Raw genomic sequence first — 24,534 nt, 5'->3', positions numbered from 1 at the left:
ATGCCTCCAACTTCGTCTACCAGGTGCGTTCGGTGCGTCACCAGACGCCGAGCTTCATCGATGCCAACGATGACTACTACCTGCGTCTGGCCGTCCACCTCTCCGAGGGTGGCAGCGGTCAGGAGCTCAACGGCCTGTCGCGTGCTCAGGTGCTCGATGAAGTGGTCACCGCCTATCAGCAGCATCTGGCCTTCGTGCGCAACGATACGGTCAATGAAGCCCCGGTGATGCCAGGCGTGATCGGCAAGTCAGGTCGCGGCGACGGTCTCGACCTGCTGTGCGCCCTTCTTGATCATCGCATAGCTGATCGCGGTCACCAGGGTGCCGGCGACGATGGCGCCCAGATACATCAGCGGCACGTTGATGGCATTGGGGATCAGCAGTACGAACAGACCACCGTGCGGCGCCAGCAGCTTGGCACCCACCAGCATCGACAGGGCACCGGTCACGGCGCCACCGACCATGCAGGTGGGAATCACGCGCAGCGGGTCCTTGGCGGCAAAGGGAATCGCGCCCTCGGAGATGAAGCACAGCCCGAGAATGAAGCTGGCCTTGCCGGCCTCACGCTCCGGTTCGGCGAACTTGGAACGTGCGATGAAGCTTGCCAGTCCCATGCCCAGCGCCGGCACCATGCCCGCGGCCATGATCGCGGCCATCGGCGCGTAGGTCTCGCTGGCCAGCAGGCCGACCCCGAAGGCATAGGCGGCCTTGTTGACCGGCCCACCCAGGTCAAAGCACATCATCGCGCCGAGCAGAATGCCCAGCAGGACCGCGTTGGCCGAGCCCATGGACTCGAGGAACTCGGTCAGCGCCGTCATCAGCCCCGCCACCGGCGTGCCGACCACGTAGATCATCACCAGCCCGGTGACCATGCTCGCCACCAGCGGGATGATCAGGATCGGCTTGAGCGACTCGATGGACTGCGGCAGCTTCACGTAGCGGCTGAGCCCCGAGGCCGTGTACCCCGCGAGGAAGCCGGCGATGATGCCACCCAGGAACCCGGCATCCAGTGTCGCGGCCAGCCAGCCCCCGATCATGCCCGGCGTGATCCCCGGACGGTCCGCGATCGAGTAGGCGATGTAGCCCGCCAGTACCGGAATCATCAGCTTGAAGGCCGAGCCACCACCGATCTGCATCAGCGCCGCCGCCAGCGTGCCCTCCTCCTCGAAGGCCTTGATGCCGAACACGAAGGACAGCGCGATCATCAAGCCGCCCGCCACCACCATCGGCAACATGAAGGACACCCCGGTCAGCAGGTGCTTGTAGGGGCCGCGCTTCTCGCCCTTCTGCTGGCCACCCTGACCGCCAGAGGCCGTGGCGGATTCCACCTCAGCACCTTCCAGCGCCTGTTCGATGGTGTCGCGCGGCTTCTTGAGCGCGGTACCGGTGGAGGTGCGCCAGACGCGCTTGCCGGCGAAGCGGGTCGGGTCGACCTCGATGTCACAGGCCAGAATCACCACCTCGGCCTCGGCGATCTCCTGTTCGGTCAGCGCATCCTGGGCACCGACCGAGCCCTGGGTCTCGACACGGGTCGGATAGCCCAGCGTCCGCCCGGCCTCGCTCAGTGCCTCGGCGGCCATGAAGGTATGCGCCACACCGGTGGGACAGGCCGTGACCGCCACGATGGACGGCGCTATGTCCTTGCGCTCCAGCACCCGGGCACGCGAGTCGGCCAGCTCCAGAAAGGCCTGCGGGTCCGGCAGCGCATCCTCGATGGGGGCCAGATGCACCCGCTTGCCGAGAAAGTCGTCCAGCGCCACGCTGGCCAGCGGCGATGCGGCGATCAGCACCAGCTCCGCCTCCGCCAGCTGCGCCTCGCTGAGGGTGATCTCGGGTTCGATGCGCGAGCGCATGTCGATGATCGGATTCCAGCCACGACGACGCGCGGCCTGCTCCAGGCGGCGCGCCGCCAGGAAGGTGGTCGCCATGCCACTCGGGCAGGCGGTGACGATGATGACGTTCATTGGCGTGGCTCTCCGGCTGTCTCGACATCGGCAGACGCCAATGTCTCGATGCTGGTGTGTTGTTGGAGGGTCTTGAGTGTGGTGGCAAGCGGATTGCCGGGACCGGGATGGGTCACGGCCTCGGCGGAGAGTGCGGTGGCATGGCGCAGAATCCGCTTGCGGTCTTCGGGTGAGGCATCGGGCTGACAGAGCACGCCATGCAGCATGGCGGCCAGCAGGGTATCGCCGGCGCAGACGGTACTGACGACCTGCATGCGCGGCGGCCGAGCGCGCAGCATGGCGGCGCCGGGGCTGGCCCACAGCACGCCTTCCGGCCCGGCGGAGATCAGCGCCTGCTCGATGCCGTGATCGATCAGACGCCTGAGCGCACGCTCGCGGGCCGCATCACTGTCCAGCGGCTCCCCGGCCCACAGCGCCAGCTCCTGTTCATTGGGCTTCACCGCCGTGGGCGGCACCGCCAGCCCCGCTTCCAGCGCGGCGCCGCTGGTATCGAGCCAGCAGGCGACATGGCGTTCGCGCACGCGACTGACCAGTGCTGCCAGCTGGGCATGGCTGATCCCCGGCGGCAGACTGCCGGCGATCACCACCGCACAACGTGGCAGATTGCCCTCGGCCTGCTGGCGGTCGATCCAGTCATCGATGCGCGCTTCCAGGCGCGCCAGGGCGTCCTCGTCCACCCGCATGCCGGTACCGTTCACGTCGGTGACCCGGCCACTGGCCTCGCCAAGCTTGACGTTGATGCGCGTCGCACCGGCCACGCGCTCGAAGGCGTCCACCAGCCCCCAGTCGGCAAAGGCCACGGTGAAATCGGCCTGATTGTCGGCCCCCAGAAAGCCGCTCAAGGTCACCGGGTGGCCCAGCGTCGCCAGCACGCGCGCCACGTTGATGCCCTTGCCCGCGGCTTCCAGATGATGACTGCGTGCACGGTTGACCGTTCCCAGCGTCAGACTGTCCAGCCCGATGCTCAGATCCAGCGCAGGATTGAGCGTCACGCACAGCACGGGACAGTCAGCAGCCTCCAGCGCACTGCGCACGTCTTCCGACGTCGGCTGCGCCAGGGCGACGCGTGCCTGTTCGCGCGCCATGGTCAGATCCAGCTCACGCACCCGCGCCTTGACCAGCGGAATCTGGCGACTGGAGACGGACAGTTCATCCACCCCCAGGCCGACCAGCACACCCACGGCCTGATCATCACTGGCCAGCTCACCGCAGACGCCGACCCAGGCACCATGGGCATGCGCGGCCGCCACCGTCATCTCGATCAGACGCAGTACTGCCGGATGCAGCCCATCGGCCTGTGCGGAGAGCGTGGCATGGCCGCGGTCGATGGCCAGGGTGTACTGGGTGAGATCGTTGGTGCCCACCGAGAAGAAATCGACTTCGGGAGCGATGCTGGCGGCCGTCAGCGCCGCCGAGGGAATCTCGATCATCACGCCGACCTGCACGTCACGCACCAGCGGCTGGCCGTGCTCGGCTTCATGGGCGGCGTCCAGCTCGCTGCGTACGCGCTCGACGATGGCACGTGCAGCGCGCAGTTCGGCAAGGTCCTTGACCATCGGGAACATCAGGCGGATCGGGCGGGAGCCCGCCGCCATCAGCAGTGCCCTGACCTGAGTCTCGAGCACTTCCGGACGCGTCAGCGCCAGACGGATGCCACGCAGCCCGAGGAAGGGATTGTCCTCTCGCGGCAGCGGCCAGTACGGCAGCGGCTTGTCACCGCCGACATCCAGGGTGCGTGCCACCAGCGGGCGGCCATCCAGCGCATCGAGTGCCTCACCGTACTGGGCGGTCTGGGTGGCGAGATCCGGTGCCTGCGGATGGGCCATGAACACGAATTCGGTCCGCAGCAGGCCGACCCCTTCGGCACCGCGCTCGACGGCGTCGCCGGCATGCGCGGTATTGCCCAGGTTGGCCACCACCTCGACCTGATGGCCATCCCGGGTGATGGCTGGCGCCATGCGGGTTTCCCAGGCCGCGGCCTGACGCTGTTCATGGCCGGCGATCGCCTCTTCGGCCCGGGCGCGGCGACTGGCGGAAGGCATCACGCTGACACGCCCGCGCTCACCATCGACGATCAACTCGCTGCCATCGGCGATCGCCAGCACGCTCGGACCAGCCCCGACCACCGCCGGAATGCCCAGTGAACGCGCCAGAATCGCGCTGTGCGAGGTGGCCCCGCCCAGGGCCGTGACCAGTCCACGCACCCGGGAGGTATCCAGACGCGCCACATCCGACGGGCCGATATCCTCGGTCACCAGCACATGCGGCGTCTCGGGGGCGCTGGGCAGCGGCGTGTCGGTGAGCACGCCAAGCACACGGCGCCCGACGTCGCGCAGGTCAGCGGCACGCTCGGCCAGCAGACGGTCCGCGAGGTTTTCCTGGGCTCGCGCGGCGCTGTCGATGGCGGACCACCAGGCAGCCTCGGCGCTGTGGCCTTCCTCGAGACTCTCGCGCGCCGCGGCAAACAGCTCCGGGTCGCCGAGCATCTCTTCGTGCATGGAGAGAATCTCGGCCATCTCGGCGCCTTCGGCCCGATTGACCAGCTCCTGCAGCTGCTCACGCGCCGTCTGGATGCCGCTCGCCAGCCGCTGGGCCTCGTGCTCGGCGCCCGCATCGCTGCGCGCCTCATAGAGAAAGCGCGGCTGATACATCACCCAGCAGGGCGCGATGGCCATGCCCGGCGAGGCCGCCACCGCCGGCACGACACTGTCGGCCTCGGGGGCTGCCACCTTGTCGGAAGCCGGCTGGGCATCCGGCGCACTGGCCTCGGGACGCTGGTCCATCAGCGGCTCCACGGACTCGCCAAGTCCTGCCTTGACCGCCGCGACCATGGCATCCAGCGCGGCCTGATTGGCCCGGGCATCCTCGCCGTTGGCACTGAAGACCAGCGTCTGGCCACGACGTGCTCCCAGCCCCAGCACCTTGGTGAGGCTGGCGGCACTGACGATACCGCCTTCCCCCTGCTCGAGGCGCAGCGAGGGAATGATGCCGAAACTCTCGCCGGCGTCCCGCGCGGCCTGCACCAGCTGCTTGGCGGGACGGGCATGCAGGCCATGTGCATTGAGCAGCGTCACGCTCGCCAGCTGTGCCGTGGAGGACTCCCCCAGCAGCCGCGCCAGCAGAGCAGAGGTGGACAGCCCCGGCAGGCGCTCGCCTGCGCCATCTTCCAGCAGCGTCAGCAGACGCTCCAGCAACACGCGGTGCTGCCCGCCATCAGCGTCCAGTGCCAGACAGGCCACGGCGTTGATGCGCCCGTGACGGGTATCCAGCGCCTTCTCGGGCGTGACCACGGACAGCGCCGGCTGGCTCACGTCCTGTCGGGACTGCACCAGCCAGATGCCCTGGCCCAGAGCGTTCGGCTCGGTCTGGAGCATCGCGGTGAGAAAGCCGTCCCCGACGCAACCGGCCTGACGCAATCGCGCCGCGCCTGCCAGCACCAGCTCATCGCGGTCGCGTGCCGGGAAGCCACACAGCACGGTATCGGCATCCAGACGTGGCGGAATCACCTCGCGGCCAAGCTCGGCGAGAATCTGCTCCGCGGTCGTCGCGGATGCCAGGCGCTCACTGACGCCTTCGCGGTCCAGCACGCGCGTCAGGGAACGCAGGATATCGAGGTGCTCATCGGACTGCGCCGCGATGGTCACCACCAGAAAGACACGGTTGCCATCGTGCCACTCCACCCCCTGCGGGAATTGCAGGACACGCACGCCGGTGGCCAGCACGGCCTCACGACTGTCGGGTGTCCCATGGGGAATCGCGATGCCCTGCCCCAGGTAGGTGGAAGACTGCGCTTCGCGAGCCAGCAGACCTTCACGATAGGCCGGCGTGGCGCGCCCACCGGCAACCAGGGCATCAGCGGCCTGATTCAGGGCGTCGCGCCAGTCATTGGCGTGGGCGGCGAGGAGGACATCCTCATGAGCAAGGCTGAGCATGGCGGGCTCCTTGAGGCCCCTCTCTGGCAAGAGGCCTGGATGTGTGACGTGCGGCGCGGGCGTGGGATTCATGCTGGCCGTTTTCTTGCGCGTGATCAAGTGAATGCCATGCAGATGAGCGGTTTTCGTGACTAGACATTGGGCGTAGAGCCGCCTGTGGTGCGGGGTTGCGAGGGGTCGGTCGAGGGATACCGTCATCAGTGAGGATTTGCACCTCAGGCCACAAGTGAGCATCATTCCTCGCACATGGAGCTCGCAGGTCCCGTTCTCCCTCTTCCAGCAAGGACAGTGGCATGACCCTGGCAGAAATCGCGCGTCTTGCAGGCGTTTCACGTACCACCGCCAGTTATGTGGTCAATGGGCAGGCACAGGCACGACGTATCAGCCCACAGACGGTCGAGCGCGTGATGGCGGTGGTGCAACGCCATCACTACCGGATCGATGCCCAGGCAGCCGCCCTGCGCCGTGGGGAAAGCCGGACACTGGGGTTCATGCTGCCCGATCTGGAGAACGCCAGTTACGCACGCCTCGCCAAGCTGCTGGAACGCGGTGCCCGCGAGCGCGACTATCAGCTGTTCATCGTCTGCTCCGACGACATCCCCGACACGGAGCGCGAACTGGCCCGCATGCTCAAGGCTCGCAGGGTCGATGCCTTGATCACCGCCAGCTGTCTGGCACCGGATGATCCCTTCTACCGCGAACTGACGCTGGATGGCTTCCCGGTGATCGGGGTGGACCGCGCACTGGACACGCGCCACTTCGCCAGCGTGGTCAGCAACAATGCCGATGCCGCCAGCCAGCTGACCCGTGCGGTGCTTGAGCATTCACCACGAGACCTGCTGTGGCTGGATGCCTTGCCGGAACTCGAGATATCGCGGGAACGTGCCCAGGGCATGCGCTCGGCGCTCGAGACCCATCAGAGCCAGACGCCGCTTGAGGCGACGACACTGCACGCCGCCCGCTATGAGCGCGCCGCCGGTGCCGAGGCACTGCGCGGATATCTCGCGCACTCGCCCATGCCGGAGGCGATCGTGACCGCCTCCTACACCTTGATGGACGGCGTGCTGGACGTGCTGTTCTCGAAGGGCCCGCCTGTCAACGCCCCCAGGGCGATGGCCAGCTTCGGCGATGATCGCCTGCTCGACTTCCTGCCGTTGCCGATCCACTCGCTGCCCCAGTGCCACCAGCGCATCGCGGATACCACCCTCACCCTGGCGCTCGCCGCCATCCAGAGCGATATCACGCCGGGCCTGACCCTGGTGGAACGCGAGTTGCGTCGCCGCTAGGCCAGCCAGCCAGGCCTCCGTCCCGCAGCTGCCAGCGCGCCAGCATGGTGGCGACCTGGTGACGGCGCATCGGCTTGGAGAGGAAGTCATTCATGCCGGCCGCGAGACAGCGCGCCCGTTCACCGGCCTCCACATTGGCGGTCATCGCCACGATCAAGCTGGCGGTGCGTCCGTCGCGCCGCTCCAGTGCCCTCAAGCCTCGCGCCACGGCGAAGCCATCCATCCGCGGCATGCGCAGATCCAGCAACACCAGCACGATATCGTCGTTTTCCGCACACCAGTCCAGCGCCGCCTGACCGCTCTCGACCACCGTCACCGCATAGCCGAGACTGCACAGCATGGCGCGCGCCACTTCACGATTGATGTGGTTGTCATCCACCACCAGCACCTTCTCTCCACGGCTGAGCGGCAGAGGCGCGTGGGAGTCGGTCTGCGGCTGGCTCATGGGGGCGAGCGGCAGCGGCAACTCGCACCAGAAACAGGCGCCTTCGCCCTCGCGGGAGTTCATGCCCAGACGCCCCCCCATCAGCTCCACCAGGCGGCGCGCGATGGCCAGTCCCAGTCCGGTGCCGCCAAAGCGCCGCGCGATCGAGGCATCCCCCTGGGTGAAGGGCTCGAACAGACGCTTGGCCTGCATCTCGCTGATGCCGATACCGGTGTCATTGACCTCGAAACGGACTCGCCCCGCCGGCAGCGGATGCACCATCAGGGTGATCCTGCCGTGCCGGGTGAACTTGAAGGCGTTCGACAACAGGTTGAGCAGCACCTGACGCAGGCGAACGGAGTCTCCCATGACCCAGCGTGGCAGCTGGGCCGAGCGATGATCGACGAAGGCCACACGGGTACTGTCCAGTTGCGGCAGCAACAGATCGATGACGCCATCGACGGCCTGCTGGAGATCGAAGGGTCGCCGCTCGACGGTCAACTTGCCGGCCTCGATCTTCGAGAAGTCCAGCACGTCATCCACCAGCCCCATCAACACCTCCCCGCTGTCACGCAGGCTGGTGGCATACCGGTGCGCGCTGTTGTCCAGCGGCTCGGCCAGCAGCAGCTCGCTCATGCCGATGACACCGTTGAGTGGCGTGCGAATCTCATGACTCATGGTGGCGAGGAATTCGGACTTGGCACGGCTGGCCTGCTCGGCGCGTTCGGCTTCATGCTTGAGGGCCGTGGACAGGCTCAGCAGCTGCTGGCGGGCCTGCTCCCGCGCACGGGCCTGCAGCCAGACCTGGCGACTGACCAGCAGGGTCGTCAGTACCATCAGCCCGAGCAGCAGCAGCATCCAATGCACGAGTCGATCGCGCTGCTGGCGTTCCTGGGTGGACTCCTCGGCAAGCTGGGCTCTCACCCGCAGCAGCAACGTCTGGGTGACGTCACTGATCTCGTCGCTCAGCGTCTGCAGCCTCGCCCTTGGTCATCGCAGCACCAGCCCGTTGACCTGCCAGACGCTACGGAAGCGAATCTCTTCCGTCATCAGTTCCGGATGGGCATCGAAGGGATAGAGGATGAACAAGGGACCGAAATCCCGTACCGGCATCGGCTCGCCATCGCGGCGCGTCGCCAGCAACACCTCGTATCGCGTGATATCCGACATCGGGATATCGGCGGAAAAGTCATTGATGGCCTTCACGCTCACCGTCGAGACATCCTGCCCCACCCGCTGGATCAGCTCGCGCAGCAAGGGCCCACTGAAGCGGACGACTCCCTGGGTCCATGGCGTGTGGGTGGCATTCACGCGCGAGGGCAGCGCCTCCAGCATCGGCATGTCAAAGCGAGCCAATGGCGACGCCTCACTGCCGGCATTGCCACACGTCACCACGCCGCTGATGGTCAGCACGACCTTGCCCTTGGGCGCAGGCAGGCATTCGTTGGCCTTGAGCGGGTGAGCCTCCCTTCGACTGACGGAGCATCTGGCCATCCCTCTGGGCACCCATGCCTGGCTGATGCTGCTGGAGGCCCATGCCGAGTCTCCCCTGCCCGCCGATTGCGCCATCGCCTACGAGCTGGCACTGAGCGAGCGCGACTGGCATGGCATCGCCGAGTGGGGCCCAGAGATCTGCTACCCCGGCGAGCCTCTGCCACGTTTCCGTCTGCCGGCGAAGCTGACCCGCATCGCGCATGGCAGCTGCCGCAAGCCGCATCACGGCCTGAGTGACAAGGAGCCTGAAGGCCCGGCCGGCGACGGTCTGGTCGCACTGGATCACTGGCTGAGTGAGCGGCGCACCACACCGCTGGAATGGCCGGAAGTGATGCTGTTCACGGGCGATCAGATCTACGCCGATGACGTCGCCGGCCCCATGCTGGGGGCCATCGATCAGGTGATCGAGCGCCTGGGACTGCCGGAAGAGACCTTGCTGGGCGCCGAGGTCTCCGACAGCCGCGAACTGCGCCAGCACCCGTCGCACCTCTATCATCGCCCGCAGCTGCTACCGGACATGCCAGCCAATGAGGGACTGGCCGCCAGTTTCTTCGGCGCCAAGCGCAAGCCCATCTTCACCTCCACCGGGGCTGACAATCACCTGATCGGCCTGTCGGAAGTCGTCGCCATGTACCTGCTGGTGTGGTCCGACGTGCCGTGGGCGGCCCTCGGGGTCGAACTGGAAGACCCGTCAGCGCTCGAAGGCCATGACGAGGCCACCCGCGAGCGCCATGCCCGCGAGGCACGCCATCTGGCACGTTTCCGCGCTGGGCTCGGTCAGGTGCGCCGCCTGCTGGCCAACGTCTCCAGCCTGATGATCTTCGATGACCACGACGTCACCGATGACTGGAATCTGAGTGCCGCCTGGGAAAAAGCCGCCTACGGCAATCCCTTCTCGCGGCGCATCATCGGCAATGCGCTGACCGGCTACCTGCTGTGTCAGGGCGCGGGCAACGCACCTCGGGCGCTCGGTGAGCTGCTGGAGCAGGCCAGCGAGCTGTTCACCGATGCGCATGCCGACACCGAGACCGCGCCGGAGGGCCATTTCGACGTCGAGCGTCAGGAGGCGTTGATCGCCCGGCTCGAGCGCTGCGAGCGCTGGGACTATCAGCTCGAGACCACGCCGGCCCTGATCGTGGCGGACACCCGCACTCGCCGCTGGCGCAGTGAGCGCAAGCTGTCGCACCCTTCGGGTCTGATGGACTGGGAGGCGCTGTGTGAACTCCAGCAACGTCTGGTGGAGCAGCGCGCGGTGGTACTGGTGTCTCCGGCTCCCGTGTTCGGGGTCAAGCTGATCGAGACGATCCAGAAGCTGTTCACCTTCGCCGGCAAGCCGCTGATGGTGGACGCCGAGAACTGGATGGCCCACCAGGGCGCCGCCAGCGTGATGCTCAACATCTTCCGCCATTCGCGCACGCCGCAGCATTTCGTGATTCTGTCCGGCGATGTGCACTACTCCTTCGCCTACGATGTGCGCCTCAGGCACCGCCGCTCCAGCCCGCACATCTGGCAGATCACCAGCAGCGGCATCCGCAACCGCTTCCCGGTGGGATTGCTTGACGTGCTGGATCGCCTCAATCGCTGGCTGTACGCCCCACGCTCACCGCTCAACCTGCTGACACGGCGTCGCAACATGCGCATCACGCCACGTCGTCACGATGCCGCAAGTCACGGCGAACGCCTGCTGAATGCCTGCGGTATCGGACTGGTGGATCTCGATGCAAAGGGCCGCCCCATCGCCATTCGTCAGCTGACCACCGAGGGCCGGGAGGTGCACTTTGTCCCACGTCGCTGAGGCTGCCTGCCCGCCACTGGCGCTGATCCATCACCCCGGCTATCGCATCGCGCTGCCCGAGAAGCATCCGTTCCCGATGGACAAGTTCAGCGTGCTCAAACGGCTGCTGGACCGCCAGTTGGCCGACTGCGCCTGGGCCGTCGAGTGGGTGATGCCCCAGCCCGCCGAGGAGGAAGACCTGCTCAGCGTGCACACCCGCCGCTACGTGCATGAATTTCTCAGTGGCACCTTGAGTCATCAGGCCCAGCGTCGCAGCGGTTTCGTGTGGAGCGAGGCCCTGCGCGAGCGCAGCGTGCTGGCGGTGGGCGGCACGCTGACCACCGTGCGCGAAGCCCTCACGCGCGGCCTGGCCTGCAATACCGCCGGGGGTACCCATCACGCCCATCCCGAGGCGGCCAGCGGATATTGTCTGCTCAACGACATCGGCGTGGCGGCGCATCAGGCACTGGAAGATGGCGTGACGCGGGTGCTGATCGTCGATCTCGACGTCCATCAGGGCGATGGCACCGCGTTGATCTTCGCTGACGAGCCACGGGTCTTCACGCTCTCGCTGCATGCCGAGAGCAACTTCCCGGCCCGCAAGCAGAAGAGTGATCTGGACGTGCCCCTGCCGAAAGGCATGGGCGATGAGGACTATCTGGCGGTGCTGGAGCGCACGCTGGAGGCGGTGCTGACGCGGGTGCAGCCGGAACTCGTGATCTTCGATGCCGGGGTCGACCCGCACGCCGCCGACAGGCTCGGCCATCTCGAACTGAGCGACCGCGGCCTCTACCGGCGCGAGCGGCATGTCATCCGGCGCTGTCGCGCGGCGGGCGCGGCCGTGGCCTGCGTGATCGGCGGCGGCTATGACCGTGATATCGAGGCGCTGGCGTGGCGACACAGTCAGCTGCACCGGGCAGCGCTGGATGTCTGGCGTGAGGCACATGGTCAGCCTGCCCTGTTCGGGCCGCCGGACTGAGCCTGGCGTCACTTGAAGGCCGTGACCTCGACAGGATCACCGACCCGCAGCGGCGGCTGGCGCGTCGGGTCCACCGCCACCAGGTTGTAGCCGAAGTGCACCTGGCCATCCTCGAAACGGCGCACCCGCGCCAGTGTCGTCAGCGGCTCCCTGTCACCGCGCTTCTCGCCGGTGGCCGGGTCGACATTGACCATCGCGCAACGCGTGCAGGATGACACCAGGCGGAAACGTACCTCGCCGATCATCACCTCCTGCCAACCATCCTCGGCCCAGGCCTCGGCACCGCTGATCACGAGATTCGGCCGGAACTGGTTCATGCCGTGATCCGCCGTCGGCGTCTCGCGATTGAGCGCTTCCAGCGAGGCCTCGTTGGCCAGCAGCAGCGGGAAGCCGTCCGCGGCACTCACGCGCTGTCGGATGATCTCGCGATAGCGCTCGGAGCGCTCGCCCAGCCAGCACAGCCGCACCGGCATGCCGAGCTGCTCGCTCAACCAGGCATCCGCCTCGTCACTGACGCTCAGGGCGCTGAACTGGTCTGCCCACACCTGGATGTCGAGACGCTCGGCCTCATCACGGGTCGCGAAGCTCACCTCACCGCAGGCCGGGCGGTCCAGCTGCCACAGCCGCCAGTGGCCCGGCGACTGCTCGCGAAGTGCCAGACGCTGCATCTGCGGATGCGTGCGTGCGGTGACGAACTTGCCGCGTGCCGCGACCACCACGAAACGGCGGTCCTGCGTCAGGCCTTCCTCGCCGACAGTCGTGCTCTCAAGTGCCTCGGCGGCGCCTGACTTCAAGGGGTAGCGCCACAGGTGGGTCAGCTGCATCAGGGTCTTCCTTGTCTCGTCTCCGACATCGAGACTGATCACGTCCGGGCCGGAGAGCGCGACGCTCGAGATCAATGCCTTGACGCCAAGGCCGACCTTGAGCCCCAGCTCCTTGCAGGCCAGCCGGTCCACGCGCGCTCTGAGCCGCTGGCCGGCGATGCCCAGCACCAGTTCCGCACTGGCGTGGCCGCGCTCGCTCTCGATCTCGTGAATCACGGCGGGCAGCGTATTGCGCAGGCTGGTATTCAGCGGGGTTTCCAGCGCGATGCTGACATCACGGGCACGCAGTCGCAGGCGTACCCGACGCCCGACCGGCATCGCCAGACGCGCCAGCTTGAGACTCAATCCCGCCCCGAGCCCCAGGCGGGTCAGCTGATGCGTCTCATCGTGCGAGAGCACCTCGGCACTGAGCAGTGAGCCGGCTTCGAAACGGCCTGTCTGCGGGGCCAGATCAAGACGTGACAACATGTCGCCGATCTCGCCGCTGGCGGTGATGCGCCCGTTGTCGACCAGCGCGAGGCGGTCCGCGACGGCGAACAGCTCCCGGGTATCGTGACTGACGAACAGGATCGGAATCTCGATCTCGCGAGCCAGACGGCTGATGTAGTGCAGGAGTTCCTGCTTGCGGGCGCCATCAAGGCCGGTCAACGGCTCATCCAGCAACAACATGCGTGGGCGTGACAGCAGGGCGCGCCCGATGGCGACACGCCGCGCCTCGCCACCCGACAGCTGACCCGGCATGCGCGTCAGCAGGTCCTCGATGCCCAGCAGCGCGACGATCTCGTGCAGGTGGTCACGGTTGCGCTGGCGTTGAGCACGCGTCAGTGCCAGCGGCATGCCGTAGCAGAGATTGCCGCGCACGCTGTAGTGCGGAAACAGACGAGGCTCCTGGAAGACCACGCCCAGATTGCGCCGATGGGCAGGCACCCAGTGATCATGCTCGCCGCCGATCAGACACTCGCCCGTGAGACGCAGATGGCCATGATCCGGGCGGTCGAGCCCTGCGATCATGCGCAGGATGCTGGTCTTGCCGCTGCCGGAACGTCCGAACAGCGCCGTGACCCCGCGTGCCGGCACCTTGAGTTCGGCATCGAGATGGAAGGCGCCCAGCGTGCGGCAAAGGTGGAAATCAAGCATCACGCCCCTCCATCCGGAGTCGGGCCCGGCGCGCCAGCCATTCGGAAGACAACAGCGAGAGCATCGCGATCACCACCGCGATCAGACACAGACGCGCGGCCGCGCCCTCCTCGCCCGGCGTCTGGATCAGGGTATAGAGCGCCAGGGGCAAGGTACGGGTCTCGCCGGGGATGTTGGCCGCAAAGGTGATGGTCGCGCCGAATTCCGACAGCGCGCGCGCGAAGGCCAGCATGCCGCCGGTCAGAATGCCGGGCAGCGCCAGCGGCATCGTCACCGTGAACAGCACCCGCAGCGGGTTGGCCCCCAAGGTACGAGCCGCGGCCTCCAGCCCCGGGTCAATGGCCTCCAGCGACAGGCGCATGGCACGCACCATCAGCGGAAAGGCCATGACCGCTGCCGCGACGGCGGCGCCCTGCCAGGTGAAGGGCAACACGATATCGATCTTCGCCAGCCACTGACCGATGACGCCGTTGCGTCCGAAGGTGACCAGCAGCAGATAGCCGACCACCACCGGTGGCAGCACCAGTGGCAGATGCAACAGGCCATCCACCAGCGCCTTGCCACGAAACTCGCGTCGCGCCAGCCACCAGGCCGCGGCGAAGCCGGGAATCAGACTGAAGCCGACGGCCACGCAGGCGACCTTGAGACTCAGGCTCAGGGCTTCCCATTCCAGTGCGCTCAGCATGCACTCTCCTCGAACAAGATCAGGTAGCCTGGGTCCCAAGGGTGGTGAACCCGAAGCGATGGAAGATGGCCCCTGCCTCATTGCTGGACAGCCAGTGGGCGAAGGTTTCCGCTGCCTCGTCGGGCGCATCCCCGCCCCGCGTGATCAAGGCGGCAGGATAGTGGATGGGGTCGTGGCTGCTCTCGGGCAGCAGGCCGATCTGATGGACGCGATGACTGACGGAGGCATCCGTCGAGTAGACGATGCCCAGTGGGGCTTCACCGTGCTCGACCAGCGCCAGCGCCGCACGCACATCCTCGGCACTGGCCAGATGCGAGCGCAGTGCCTGCCACTGACCCAGCGATTCCAGCGATTGACGTGCATAGATGCCCGCCGGCACGTGATCCGGGTCCCCCACCGCCAGCCGGGAGGCGTCGCCCGTCGCGGCCAGTCGCTTGGCCACGTCCGTCACGTCCCGGGCATTGCTGACGCCGGCATCCAGAGAACTTGCCCCGGCGGCTACCAGCGCCAGACGATTGCCCAGCAGATCATGACGCCCTGTCACCACCACGCCGGGCTGCTGCTCGAGCCAGTCCATCCAGCGCTCGTTGGCCGACAGATACAACTGGGCTGGAGCACCATTGGCCAGCTGACGCGCCAGGGTCGAGGACGAGGCGTAGACCGGCAGGATATCCACGTTGGCGAGGCGCTCGTAGCGGGCCTCGATGGCATCCATCGCATCATGCAGCGAGGCGGCAGCCATGACGCGAATCCGGGTGGGTTCGTCGGCCTGCACCGGTGCCGCCAGCAGCGCCACCAACAGTCATCAGGTGCCACCAATCCATGCCTCCCGTACTTGACGAATTTCAGGGCCTCAGTGCCTTCGATGCCATCATGCGCCATGGCAACCTGGGCGCCGGCGCCGAACACCTCGGTATCTCCAAGTCCACGCTCAGCCGTCGGATCAGTCACCTCGAGTATCAGCTCGGTCAGCCGCTGCTGCATCGCCAAGCCAACCGCCTGATTCCCACCGAGGCCGGCACGCTGTTCCATCAGTATTGCCAGCAGATGCTGTCGCTGGGCGAGCGCTCGCAGATGGCACTGGACGAGCTGCGCGAGGAGGTGAGCGGTGATCTCAGCATCAGCGTCCACCCGCATTTCCTGCGTGGCTGGTTCAATCGTCTGCTCACCGAGTTCATCGAGGAGTATCCGGGCATTCGCCTGACGCTGACCTCGAACCTGCAGCCTCCGACACGTGAGGATGATCAGGTCATGCTGTGGCTGTGGGAAGGTCCGACCCGTGACAGCGGCCTGCGTGACGAGGTGCTGGGCCACCAGCGTCAGCATCTGTATGCCCACCCGGACTATCTGCGCCAGCATGGCCATCCGCAGCATCCCGGCGAGCTTGCCTCCCACGACTGGGTCAACCTGATCGACCGCCATCATCCCGATCTGGTGCTCCACCATCCGGAACAGGGCGAGTACCGAGTGAGCCTGCCGCCCTCGCGCTTCACGGTCGACAATGTCGTGGTACATGCCGACCACATCGCGCATGGCGCCGGTATCGGCCTGCTGCCGGACCACCACGTGCGCACCCGCTCCGTGGCACATCCCGGCCAGTTCGAGGCCTGTCTGCCCGAGTGGCAAGGGCCCTCGATTCCGGTCAGCCTGCACTACCCCTTCGGGCACCCGCCGCGCAAGCTGGGCGCGCTGCTGGATCGTATCCGGCGCCATGTGCCCAAGGACTGGCTCAGCGGCCCTGGCCAAACAGGTGGCGACGCGCCTCTTCATCCATCGCCACATTGGCCGCCGGATTGATGTCGTCGATGCGCGCCATCGCCCGCCTGACGCCATCACGCTCTGCCATGCGAGTGCGGTAGGCAGCCACCGCCGGGAAGCGGGCCAGATCGATCTCCTGCTTCTCGGCCTTCAGCCACGGCCAGATGGCCATGTCGGCGATGCTCAACTCGTCCCCCGCCACGAAGTCACGCCCCGCAAGCTGGCGCTCCAGAACGCCGTAGAGGCGCTCGCCTTCCTTGTGATAGCGCTCGATGGCGTACTCCACCGGTTCTGGCGCGTAGTGCGTGAAGTGGTGCACCTGACCGAGCATCGGCCCCAGGCCGCCCATCTGCCAATGCAGCCACTGCAGCACATCATTGCGTGGGCGCGTCTCGCGCGGCAGGAACTGGCCGGTCTTGTCGGCCAGATATTCCAGAATCGCGCCGGATTCGAACACGGAAATCGGCTCGCCACCATCGGCCGGCGCATGATCGACGATCGCCGGCATGCGATTGTTGGGCGAGATGGCCAGAAACGCTGGCGCGAACTGTTCGCCCTTGCTGATGTTCACCGGTATGAGTCGGTACTCGAGGCCGGCCTCTTCCAGAAAGATCGTGATCTTGTGGCCGTTGGGCGTGGTCCAGTAATACAGGTCAATCATCTTACTGCGGGATATCGCTGGCACGCGGCGACTTGCGTGCCATGCCGTCATGGAGATCCATCATGCGCTCGCGCCACTGCACCAGCGGATCAGCGGGGTCTTCCGTCTCGCCGAAGGGCGAGGTGTCGGAGACGATGTGGGCCCAGATGAAGAAGCCGAAGATCAGGTAATCCGCCGCCGCCGGTGACTCGCCATCCATGAAGGGCTGATTGCCCAGCAGGCCACGCAACGGCTTGAAGGCGCTGTCGAGAATGCCACGGGCGATCTCGACATCGTGGAACTCCTCGAACGACATGCCGAAGCGGGCTTCTCGGGCGCTCTGGAAGTATTCACGGTCATCCGGGTGAATGGCCTGCACCAGATCCAGCGCCACCAGGCGGAAGAAACCGACGGCCATGACCTGCTCGGCATAGACCTTGACGAAATTCAGGCGCGCCCTTGCCAGTGCATCGCCGATCAGCGGGCCATGGCCTGCATTCGGATAATGCTCGTCCAGGTGCTGGAAGATGTCGTAGCTGTCCATCGACACGCCGAAATCATCCTTGAGTACCGGCACCGTGGTGGAATCGCAGAAGTCGATCGGGCTCTTGTCGGTGAACAGCATGGGAACGAGTTCCGCCTCGATGCCCTTGTGGGCCAGGGCCAGCCGCGCGCGCCAGCAGAACGGCGAGAAACGCAGACGGTCATCACGACCTCGCAATTCATAGAGTACTGGGGTCATGCAGGTATCCTCCGGTGTCATTCAAGCCGGTGTCATTCAAGCTCAAGATGTTCGGCATGACGTCGCCGTGGGCGTCTTGCCCATGGCAATGTTTTGGACGTTGTGCCGCGCAAATGCAAGCAAAATGAGCATTCGTTCAATATCCCGCCGATACGCCGCTCGCCGTGCTTCCACCCGCTCACCCTTGCAGTGGCGCGAGGTTGGACCCATTGAGGAGGGATTCGCGACACGCGCCGGTCATTGACCAAAGGATATTGATGACACTCGGCCTCGACAGCGCGAATAATGGATCCCTCATCACTCATTTCCCAAGGAGTCTCGATGTCCGTCGAAGACCTGCACCTTAACCTGCGCAACCTGCAGGCATCCGACTACCCCCAGCTGAAACGCCTGATGGACGGCATCTACGACGACATCGGCGGCGCCTGGCCGGAACACACCATCAACCGCCTGGTCGCGGAATTCCCCGATGGTCAGATCGTGATCGAGGACGGCGAGATGCTGGTCGGGGTCGCGCTGACGGCGCTGGTGGATTACGACGCCTTCTCGAACCCGCACAAGTACGATGATCTGATCGGCCAGCGCGAAGTCATCCTCAACAACCCCGAGGGAGATGCGCTCTATGGCCTGGATGTCCTGATCGACCCCAACTACCGGGGCTATCGTCTCGGCCGCCGCCTGTATGAAGCGCGCAAGGAACTGTGTCGCTCCATGAATCTGCGCTCGATTCTGGCCGGTGGGCGCATTCCCCAGTATCACGAGTATGCCGCGGAGCTGTCCGCGACCGACTACATTGACAAGGTCGAGCGACGCGAGATCTACGACCCCATCCTGTCCTTCCAGCTGGCCAATGGTTTTCTGGTCAAGCGTCTGATGCGCCAGTATCTGCCGGAAGACGAGAGCTCACAGGGCTATGCCACCTTGCTCGAGTGGAACAACATCCTCTTCGAGCCGGTCGAGCGTGTGCTGGAAAGCCGCAAGACGATGATTCGCGTCGGCGCCGTCCAGTGGCAGATGCGCAAGTTCGATTGTGTCGAATCCGTGCTGCAGCAGGTGGAATATTACGTCGATGCTCTCTCGGACTATCAGAGCGACTTCGCCGTCTTCCCGGAGCTGTTCAATACGCCGCTGATCGGCCTGCTGGAAGACCAGAGTGACCCGGTGCGCTGCATCCGCTTCCTCGCCGGCTTCACCGAGCGCTTCAAGCAGGAAATCTCGCGCATGGCGGTGGCCTACAACATCAACATCGTGGCCGGGTCCATGGTGGAGGTCGGTGATGACAACGAGCTCTACAACGTCACCTATCTCTGTCACCGCGATGGCGAGATCGACCGTCAGGCCAAGCTGCACATCACGCCTCAGGAGCGCCGTGACTGGATCATCAAGGGCGGCGACGAGCTGGCCGTGTTCGAGACCGATGCCGGTCGCATCGGCATGCTGATCTGCTACGACGTGGAATTCCCGGAGCTGTCACGCCTGCTGGCCGACCAGGACATGGACATCCTGATGGTGCCGTTCTGGACCGACACCAAGAACAGCTACCTGCGCGTCCGCCACTGCGCCCAGGCGCGCGCCATCGAGAACGAGTGCTATGTGGTGGTCTGCGGCAGTGTCGGCAACCTGCCGTCCATCGAGAGTCTGGACATCCAGTACGCCCAGTCAGCGGTATTCTCGCCCTCTGACTTCTCCTTCCCGCATGATGCGGTGATGGCCGAGACGACCCCGAACACCGAGATGATCATGTTCTCGGATCTTGATCTGGAACGTCTCAAGGTCGTGCGCAGCGAAGGCTCGGTGACCAACCTCAAGGACCGTCGCAAGGACCTCTTCGACCTGCGCCTGCGCGACTGGTCCTGGAAGTCCGGCAGTCGTCAGGACTGACTCGATGCCCCCCTGGTGGCAACGACTGTGGCAGCGATCCGAGCGCCACGGCCATGATGGACACCCTGTGGCAATCCGTCCGCGAGCGTCTGCCGATCCTCGAGGGACTCGACGCCGAGGCGCTCACGCGTCTCGAGCGCCGCGCCCGCCGGCAACTGCATGACTGGAAGCTGACCAGCGCCGAGCCTCTCGAGGAGGTCGAGGCGCTGGCATTGGCGGCTCAGGCGATGCTGTTGCTCAATGGTTGGGCGCATGCCGAGCGCTGGCAGGATGCCGGCGCTCGCGTCCATGAGATCATGCTGCCGTTCGAGGCCATCCGCCGTGAAGTGGAAGAGATGGATGAGGCAGGCGTGGTGCATGTCTTCCAGGACACCCGTGCCGGTGAGACCTGGTACCAGGGGCCGGTGGTGGTCACGCAGCAGGACCTGGCCGCCAGCGGTGACTGGAGCGGCTTCAATGTGGTCATCCACGAATTCGCCCACAAGCTCGACATGGCCAACGCCACCGATGCCGATGGCTTTCCGCCTCTGCCTGGCCACATCAGTGCTCAGGAATGGCACGCCACCTTCACCGCCGTCTGGGATGACCTGAGCGAGCGCCTGGCACACGGCATTCCCACGCCGATCGATGACTACGCCGCCAGTCACCCCGCCGAATGCTTCGCCGTGTGCTGCGAGTATTTCTTTACCGCACCGGACACCCTCGAAGCCGCCTATCCCGAGCTGTATGCCCTGCTGGAACGCTTCTTCCATCAATCGCCATTGCCACGCTGCCCGACGGCTCACGACTGATCGCCTGACTTTTCCACCAGGTAATCCCAGACACGCTGGGCCGTGGGTCGCATGGGACGTTGGGAGGAACGTACCAGCCAGAAATGCTGCTCGGCAGGAATCGCCAGCGGGAAGGCCTGCTCCAGTCCGCCATTGCCGGAGGCCATCCATTGCTGAAAATGGCCTTCATGCACCAGCGCCACGCCCATGCCGAGACGCGCCATTTCCAGTGTCATGACCTGGGTGTCACAACTGATGGTGGACGTCGTCTTCTCCAGTCCCAGCTGACCGGCCGCGACCAGCCAGCGACGCCAGCCCACCGCGAATCCCGCCGCATGCAGCAGCGTCATTCCGGTCAGATCCGCCGCCGTGCTCAACCGGGCGCTCAGTGCCGAGCTTGCCACGACGATCATCCGCTCCTGCTCCGCTCCCACCTTGATCGCCTCGACCTGCGGCCAGTCCCCCTGGCCATAGCGCAGTTCGATATCCACTTCCTCGCCATCGAAATCACGCGCCCAGAAGGCACTCACCAGCCGCAGGGCGATCTCGGGTTGATCTCGATGAAAGCTGGCCAGACGCGGCAACAACCAGGCCTGCTGGCTCATCGGCGTCGCACGCAGACTCACCGGCGCGGCGCGCGAGGGTCCGAAGACTTCCAGCGTGCCCTCCTGCAGACGCTGGAAGCCATCCTGCAGCGCCGGCAGCCAGGCCTGCCCGGCCGGTGTCAGATTCAGACTGCGAGCATGGCGCACGAACAGCGGCTGGCCGAGCCGACCCTCCAGCTGGCGGATACGCTGACTGATGGCGGACTGGGTGACGCTCAGCTCATCGGCCGCCCGCGTGAAACTCATCAGGCGTGCCGCCGCCTCGAAGGCCTGCAGCCAGGCCAGGGGTGGCAACGGGCTGGACAAGGCACACATTAGCTCAGCTAAGCCATGGGCGTCATATTTCGCGTTGGTCAGCCCTCATGACACGCAAGACAATAGACTCACTCTCAGCACAAGACTCACCGACACCGACAGAGACAAGGAAGGCGCCCATGGAGACTCTCACCGCATCTGATTCCGACACCGCGTCATCAGTGGGACATGAAGGAATATCAGCCCCATCATCGCGGCACTCCCCTGATTCAGGCGACCCATGACGAGGCACTGGCGACTCTGAGCTGGGCCGATGGGGATCAGGCACGCTTTCCGCTGATCTGGCTGCGTGATCACTGCGCCTGCGACGCCTGCCGTCATCCGCAGACCTTCGAGCGCACCTTCATGCTCATGGATGATGCGGCCCTGACGGTGCATCAGTTGCGTGTCGAGCAAGGCAATCTCGTCGTCATCTGGCAGGACGGCCACACCAGTCGTTTCGATGCCGGTTGGTTGCTGCAACGTCGCCCGAGTGATGCGCCGCCAGCCACGCCGGTCCCCTCAAGCCGCGCCTGGCAGCAGGGCCATCAGCCTCACGCTACCGCCTTTGCCGACTACATGGCCGGTGGACAGGCACGACTTGGCTGGTTGGAAGCGCTGTGCCGCGACGGCTTCGCGATTCTGGACGGCGGCACCTGTGAAGGCGGTGAGATCGATGCCATCGCGGCCACCATCGGCCCCATCCGTGCCACCAACTTCGGCGGGCGCTTCGAGGTCTTCTCCAAGCAGGCGCCCAACAATGCCGCCTACACGCCCATCGCGCTGGAACTGCACACGGATCTGCCCAACTGGCGCCAGCCGCCGGACATCCAGATGCTCTATTGCCTGGTCAATGACGCCGAGGGCGGTGAGTCGATCTTCGGTGACGGCATGGCCGTCGCCGAGGAACTGCGCCGGCGTGACCCTGCCGCCTTCCGCCTGCTGGCCGAGACGCCGGTGGACTTTCGCTTCGCGGATGAGCAGACCGACCTCGTGGTGCGCGAACCGGTCATCCATCTGGATGCCAGCGGCAAGGTCATCGAGGTGCGTTTCAACAACTGGATCCGCGATAGCCTGCGCCTGCCGCTGGAACGGATGCAGGCCTGGTACGACGCCTACCGCCACTACTGGAGCATCCTGCGCGAACCGGACTTCCGCCTGCACCTCAAGCTCGAGGCCGGTCAGATGGTGGCCTTCGACAACCGCCGCGTGATGCATGGGCGCCGGTCCTTCGACCCGACCACCGGGCGCCGGCACCTGCAAGGCTGCTACGTCGATTACGACATGGTGGAATCGGCATTGCGCGTCACAGCGCGCCAGCTGGCCCATGAATCCCATGACGCTCTGCTTTGCGGATGACACCCTGGAACGACGCTATCGTCGACAACAGATCGAGACCTCACACAAGCTCAGCCGGTTCACCATCCCGCTGAGCTGTGTGATGTTCGCGTCCTATGCGCTGATCGAGATAAGTCTTACCCACCATTTCGAGAGCCTGCTGCTGCTGCGCGCCGGCATTCTCGTCAGTGTCCTGAGCCTGTTCCTGCTGTCACGCCATGCGCGATACAGACACCGGGTCAATGGCCTGCTGTGCCTGGCCTCCCTGAGCGCGGCGCTGGGCACGCTGGCCATGTTCCATCTCGGCAATGACCACGCAGTGGATCACCCCACGCAGTGGATCACCATGAGATGCATGAGGGTGAATTCCCGGCCTATTTCGTCAGTCTGCTATTGCTGGTGTTCTGGACCTACACCCTGCTGGGGCTGCAGTTCATCTATGCACTGGCCTGCGGATTGCTGATCTGGATGGGCTGCACCGCCAGCTGCGCGATCCTGCACAGTGGTACCGGCGTGCTGGTGGAAGCCAACGAAGCCTTCTTCATGATGTCCGCCAACCTGCTGGCCGGCATGAGCGCCTACTCGCGAGAGCGACAGAGCCGCCTGCTGTTCCTGCGCGAATGTCACGTCACCGACGAGCGAGACAATCTGCGTGACCACGCGACCCGCGACTCGCTCACCGGACTGCTCAATCGACGCGCCCTGATGGAGCATCTCGATCAGGTGCTCGACATCCAGGCACCCGGCGTCATACAGGCTGCGCTGTTCATCGACCTGGATGGCTTCAAGCCCATCAATGACCGCCATGGTCACCACATCGGCGACCAGGTCCTGAGCATCATCGGCGAACGACTCGGAGACACCCTGCGTGGCAACGATATCGTCGGCCGCCTGGGAGGCGATGAATTTCTCGTGCTGATCAGTCGTGAAGGCGATAGCCGCCAGGGCCCGGAAACACTGGCCAATCGTCTGGTGGACGCGATCAGCAGGCCCATCCACCTCGAGGTCGACGGCGAGCCGCTGATCATCGGTGTCAGCGCCAGCGTGGGCGTCTGTCTGTTCCCCTTCTCCGGTGCCACGCCGGAAACCATCATAGCGCGTGCGGACGGTGCCATGTATGAAGCCAAGCAACGTGGCCGCGGGCGAGTGGTCGCGGCCAACCCGCTGCGCCTGGTGCTGTGACATCACGTAACGACGCCCCGCGACGATTCGCCGGGGCGTCCTGTCTCATGGAGCCCGCCAATGACACGCCTGCCGCATCTCGCCCTCTCGCTCGCTGGCCTCAGCCTCCTTGGCGGCTGTGCCGGTGTCCCGTCCGGCACCCAGCCCGTCGGGGACTTCCAGCTCGAACGCTACTACGGGCAATGGCACGAGATCGCCCGCCTGCCCAACAGCTTCGAGGAGGGACTGAGCTGCGTCACCGCCGATTACTCGCCCCGCGAGGACGGCGGCGTGCGCGTCATCAATCGCGGCCTTGATGCCGACAAGGGCGAATGGAGTCAGGCCGAAGGGCGGGCCTACTTCACGCAGGGCAGCGAGACCGCGGCCCTCAAGGTCAGCTTCTTCGGCCCCTTCTATGGTGGCTACAACGTGCTGGCACTGGATGATGACTATCAGTGGTCGCTGGTGGCCGGTGCCGATCGCGACTACCTGTGGATACTGGCGCGCGAGCCGCAGCTGGATGACGGCACCTATCAGGCGCTGGTCGATCAGGCCGCCGAGCTCGGCTTCGCCACCGATTCACTGATCAAGGTCGAGCAGGGTGAGACATGTCCCGTCGCTGACGGCCCAAGGTCTAAACCGACACGTGACGTTTACATGGTGCGGACAGCCGCTTTCATCCAACCGACCTTGCCTCTTGCCACGCGCCAGCGGCTCGCCAATGGTGAGCTGACAATCTGCCGAGGCAGCGTCTCGCCGAGTGCGCTGCCCTGCTGCCAATCGCCACATGCCGTCGCCCAGTGTCAGTGACACCTCGCTGCACTGGGCAACTCAGTTCAGAGGGAG

General features: G+C 65.6%; 20 protein-coding genes. 10 read left to right on the top strand and 10 right to left on the bottom strand.

The genetic code is table 11. The features are described from left to right. Window positions 1–248: 248 nt before the first annotated feature. Both CU110_RS03020 and ptsP read right to left on the bottom strand, forming a co-directional pair. Window positions 249–1,964 (bottom strand): PTS fructose-like transporter subunit IIB, encoded by a 1,716-nt coding sequence (locus tag CU110_RS03020; RefSeq protein WP_127736674.1) that lies wholly within the window; start codon window positions 1,962–1,964, stop codon window positions 249–251. Further along, window positions 1,961–5,896 (bottom strand): phosphoenolpyruvate--protein phosphotransferase, encoded by a 3,936-nt coding sequence (ptsP, locus tag CU110_RS03015; RefSeq protein WP_164850255.1) that lies wholly within the window; start codon window positions 5,894–5,896, stop codon window positions 1,961–1,963. Before ptsP ends, CU110_RS03020 begins: the two co-directional genes overlap by 4 nt. Window positions 5,897–6,189: 293 nt before the next feature. Here ptsP and cra point away from each other — a divergent pair, with 293 nt between their 5' ends. Next, on the top strand, window positions 6,190–7,182 hold the full coding sequence (gene cra, locus CU110_RS03010) for a catabolite repressor/activator (RefSeq protein ID WP_077378370.1): 993 nt from the start codon (window positions 6,190–6,192) through the stop codon (window positions 7,180–7,182). Here the strand turns inward: cra and CU110_RS03005 are convergent. Beyond that, window positions 7,136–8,530, bottom strand: a complete 1,395-nt coding sequence (locus CU110_RS03005) for an ATP-binding protein (protein WP_127734511.1) — start codon at window positions 8,528–8,530, stop codon at window positions 7,136–7,138. The genes cra and CU110_RS03005 overlap by 47 nt on opposite strands. Before the next feature lie 66 nt (window positions 8,531–8,596). Beyond that, complete coding sequence (locus tag CU110_RS03000) at window positions 8,597–9,100, bottom strand: molybdopterin-dependent oxidoreductase (RefSeq protein WP_127734509.1); 504 nt, start codon at window positions 9,098–9,100, stop codon at window positions 8,597–8,599. A gap of 25 nt (window positions 9,101–9,125) precedes the next feature. Between CU110_RS03000 and CU110_RS02995 the strand changes: the two genes are divergently transcribed. Both CU110_RS02995 and CU110_RS02990 read left to right on the top strand, forming a co-directional pair. Beyond that, complete coding sequence (locus tag CU110_RS02995; protein WP_127734507.1) at window positions 9,126–10,895, top strand: alkaline phosphatase family protein; 1,770 nt, start codon at window positions 9,126–9,128, stop codon at window positions 10,893–10,895. Next, window positions 10,879–11,853, top strand: a complete 975-nt coding sequence (locus tag CU110_RS02990) for a histone deacetylase (protein WP_240499654.1) — start codon at window positions 10,879–10,881, stop codon at window positions 11,851–11,853. Before CU110_RS02995 ends, CU110_RS02990 begins: the two co-directional genes overlap by 17 nt. Before the next feature lie 8 nt (window positions 11,854–11,861). Here CU110_RS02990 and modC read toward each other — a convergent pair whose 3' ends face one another. Genes modC through modA form a run of 3 tightly spaced genes read right to left on the bottom strand, consistent with a single transcriptional unit; the run spans window position 11,862 to window position 15,295 of the window. Then, window positions 11,862–13,814: a molybdenum ABC transporter ATP-binding protein gene (modC, locus tag CU110_RS16500; RefSeq protein WP_127734505.1), complete on the bottom strand. Its 1,953-nt coding sequence runs from the start codon at window positions 13,812–13,814 to the stop codon at window positions 11,862–11,864. Then, window positions 13,807–14,499 (bottom strand): molybdate ABC transporter permease subunit, encoded by a 693-nt coding sequence (gene modB, locus CU110_RS02980; RefSeq protein ID WP_077378349.1) that lies wholly within the window; start codon window positions 14,497–14,499, stop codon window positions 13,807–13,809. The genes modC and modB overlap by 8 nt, the downstream gene beginning before the upstream one ends. A 19-nt stretch (window positions 14,500–14,518) precedes the next feature. Next, the gene (gene modA / locus CU110_RS02975) at window positions 14,519–15,295 is read right to left on the bottom strand and encodes a molybdate ABC transporter substrate-binding protein (protein WP_240665457.1); all 777 of its coding nucleotides are present in this window, start codon (window positions 15,293–15,295) and stop codon (window positions 14,519–14,521) included. 26 nt (window positions 15,296–15,321) lie between these two features. On the opposite strand from modA, the gene CU110_RS02970 reads away from it, so the two are divergent. After that, window positions 15,322–16,296 carry a LysR family transcriptional regulator gene (locus CU110_RS02970; RefSeq protein ID WP_127734503.1) on the top strand — a complete coding sequence of 325 codons (975 nt, stop codon included), beginning with the start codon at window positions 15,322–15,324 and terminating at the stop codon, window positions 16,294–16,296. Here CU110_RS02970 and CU110_RS02965 read toward each other — a convergent pair. Beyond that, window positions 16,229–16,918, bottom strand: coding sequence for a glutathione S-transferase C-terminal domain-containing protein (locus CU110_RS02965; protein WP_084207923.1), 690 nt, complete (start codon window positions 16,916–16,918; stop codon window positions 16,229–16,231). The genes CU110_RS02970 and CU110_RS02965 overlap by 68 nt on opposite strands. Before the next feature lies 1 nt (window position 16,919). After that, entirely contained in the window at window positions 16,920–17,639 is a 720-nt protein-coding gene (locus CU110_RS02960; RefSeq protein ID WP_084209603.1) for a glutathione S-transferase N-terminal domain-containing protein, read from the bottom strand. A gap of 321 nt (window positions 17,640–17,960) precedes the next feature. On the opposite strand from CU110_RS02960, the gene CU110_RS02955 reads away from it, so the two are divergent. Continuing rightward, on the top strand, window positions 17,961–19,520 hold the full coding sequence (locus CU110_RS02955; RefSeq protein WP_084207922.1) for a bifunctional GNAT family N-acetyltransferase/carbon-nitrogen hydrolase family protein: 1,560 nt from the start codon (window positions 17,961–17,963) through the stop codon (window positions 19,518–19,520). Between the two features lie 53 nt (window positions 19,521–19,573). Further along, window positions 19,574–20,311 carry a M90 family metallopeptidase gene (locus CU110_RS02950; protein WP_127734501.1) on the top strand — a complete coding sequence of 246 codons (738 nt, stop codon included), beginning with the start codon at window positions 19,574–19,576 and terminating at the stop codon, window positions 20,309–20,311. Here the strand turns inward: CU110_RS02950 and CU110_RS02945 are convergent. Beyond that, window positions 20,302–21,210, bottom strand: coding sequence for a LysR substrate-binding domain-containing protein (locus tag CU110_RS02945; RefSeq protein ID WP_127734499.1), 909 nt, complete (start codon window positions 21,208–21,210; stop codon window positions 20,302–20,304). The two genes, CU110_RS02950 and CU110_RS02945, sit on opposite strands and share 10 nt — an antisense overlap. Window positions 21,211–21,378: 168 nt before the next feature. Here CU110_RS02945 and CU110_RS02940 point away from each other — a divergent pair, with 168 nt between their 5' ends. From CU110_RS02940 to CU110_RS02930, 4 genes are read left to right on the top strand one after another with little or no spacing between them, the layout of a single operon-like run. Then, window positions 21,379–22,548, top strand: a complete 1,170-nt coding sequence (locus tag CU110_RS02940) for a TauD/TfdA family dioxygenase (RefSeq protein WP_127734497.1) — start codon at window positions 21,379–21,381, stop codon at window positions 22,546–22,548. After that, window positions 22,526–22,990 (top strand): hypothetical protein, encoded by a 465-nt coding sequence (locus CU110_RS15675; RefSeq protein WP_164850254.1) that lies wholly within the window; start codon window positions 22,526–22,528, stop codon window positions 22,988–22,990. Before CU110_RS02940 ends, CU110_RS15675 begins: the two co-directional genes overlap by 23 nt. Next, window positions 22,879–23,709, top strand: a complete 831-nt coding sequence (locus tag CU110_RS02935) for a GGDEF domain-containing protein (RefSeq protein ID WP_127734495.1) — start codon at window positions 22,879–22,881, stop codon at window positions 23,707–23,709. Before CU110_RS15675 ends, CU110_RS02935 begins: the two co-directional genes overlap by 112 nt. 60 nt (window positions 23,710–23,769) lie before the next feature. Then, complete coding sequence (locus tag CU110_RS02930) at window positions 23,770–24,498, top strand: lipocalin family protein (protein WP_127734493.1); 729 nt, start codon at window positions 23,770–23,772, stop codon at window positions 24,496–24,498. Window positions 24,499–24,534: the final 36 nt, after the last annotated feature.

The organism is Cobetia sp. ICG0124, from assembly GCF_004006355.1.
Lineage (GTDB): Bacteria > Pseudomonadota > Gammaproteobacteria > Pseudomonadales > Halomonadaceae > Cobetia > Cobetia marina.
The sequence above is the reverse complement of the archived record's forward strand: the minus strand, read 5'-3'. Positions and strand labels throughout refer to the sequence as shown.

What these genes read in the sequence shown, in the direction of transcription:
- CU110_RS02970 (WP_127734503.1), top strand. Translation starts at nt 15,322, where the DNA reads ATGCCTCCCGTACTTGACGAATTTCAGGGCCTCAGTGCCTTCGATGCC.
- CU110_RS03000 (WP_127734509.1), bottom strand. Translation starts at nt 9,100, where the DNA reads ATGGCCAGATGCTCCGTCAGTCGAAGGGAGGCTCACCCGCTCAAGGCC.
- CU110_RS02950 (WP_127734501.1), top strand. Translation starts at nt 19,574, where the DNA reads ATGATGGACACCCTGTGGCAATCCGTCCGCGAGCGTCTGCCGATCCTC.
- CU110_RS02995 (WP_127734507.1), top strand. Translation starts at nt 9,126, where the DNA reads ATGCTGCTGGAGGCCCATGCCGAGTCTCCCCTGCCCGCCGATTGCGCC.
- CU110_RS02940 (WP_127734497.1), top strand. Translation starts at nt 21,379, where the DNA reads ATGAAGGAATATCAGCCCCATCATCGCGGCACTCCCCTGATTCAGGCG.
- ptsP (WP_164850255.1), bottom strand. Translation starts at nt 5,896, where the DNA reads ATGCTCAGCCTTGCTCATGAGGATGTCCTCCTCGCCGCCCACGCCAAT.
- CU110_RS02960 (WP_084209603.1), bottom strand. Translation starts at nt 17,639, where the DNA reads ATGACCCCAGTACTCTATGAATTGCGAGGTCGTGATGACCGTCTGCGT.
- CU110_RS02965 (WP_084207923.1), bottom strand. Translation starts at nt 16,918, where the DNA reads ATGATTGACCTGTATTACTGGACCACGCCCAACGGCCACAAGATCACG.
- CU110_RS03020 (WP_127736674.1), bottom strand. Translation starts at nt 1,964, where the DNA reads ATGAACGTCATCATCGTCACCGCCTGCCCGAGTGGCATGGCGACCACC.
- modB (WP_077378349.1), bottom strand. Translation starts at nt 14,499, where the DNA reads ATGCTGAGCGCACTGGAATGGGAAGCCCTGAGCCTGAGTCTCAAGGTC.
- CU110_RS02930 (WP_127734493.1), top strand. Translation starts at nt 23,770, where the DNA reads ATGACACGCCTGCCGCATCTCGCCCTCTCGCTCGCTGGCCTCAGCCTC.
- CU110_RS15675 (WP_164850254.1), top strand. Translation starts at nt 22,526, where the DNA reads ATGACGCTCTGCTTTGCGGATGACACCCTGGAACGACGCTATCGTCGA.
- cra (WP_077378370.1), top strand. Translation starts at nt 6,190, where the DNA reads ATGACCCTGGCAGAAATCGCGCGTCTTGCAGGCGTTTCACGTACCACC.
- CU110_RS02935 (WP_127734495.1), top strand. Translation starts at nt 22,879, where the DNA reads ATGCATGAGGGTGAATTCCCGGCCTATTTCGTCAGTCTGCTATTGCTG.
- CU110_RS02945 (WP_127734499.1), bottom strand. Translation starts at nt 21,210, where the DNA reads ATGTGTGCCTTGTCCAGCCCGTTGCCACCCCTGGCCTGGCTGCAGGCC.
- modC (WP_127734505.1), bottom strand. Translation starts at nt 13,814, where the DNA reads ATGCTTGATTTCCACCTTTGCCGCACGCTGGGCGCCTTCCATCTCGAT.
- CU110_RS02955 (WP_084207922.1), top strand. Translation starts at nt 17,961, where the DNA reads ATGTCCGTCGAAGACCTGCACCTTAACCTGCGCAACCTGCAGGCATCC.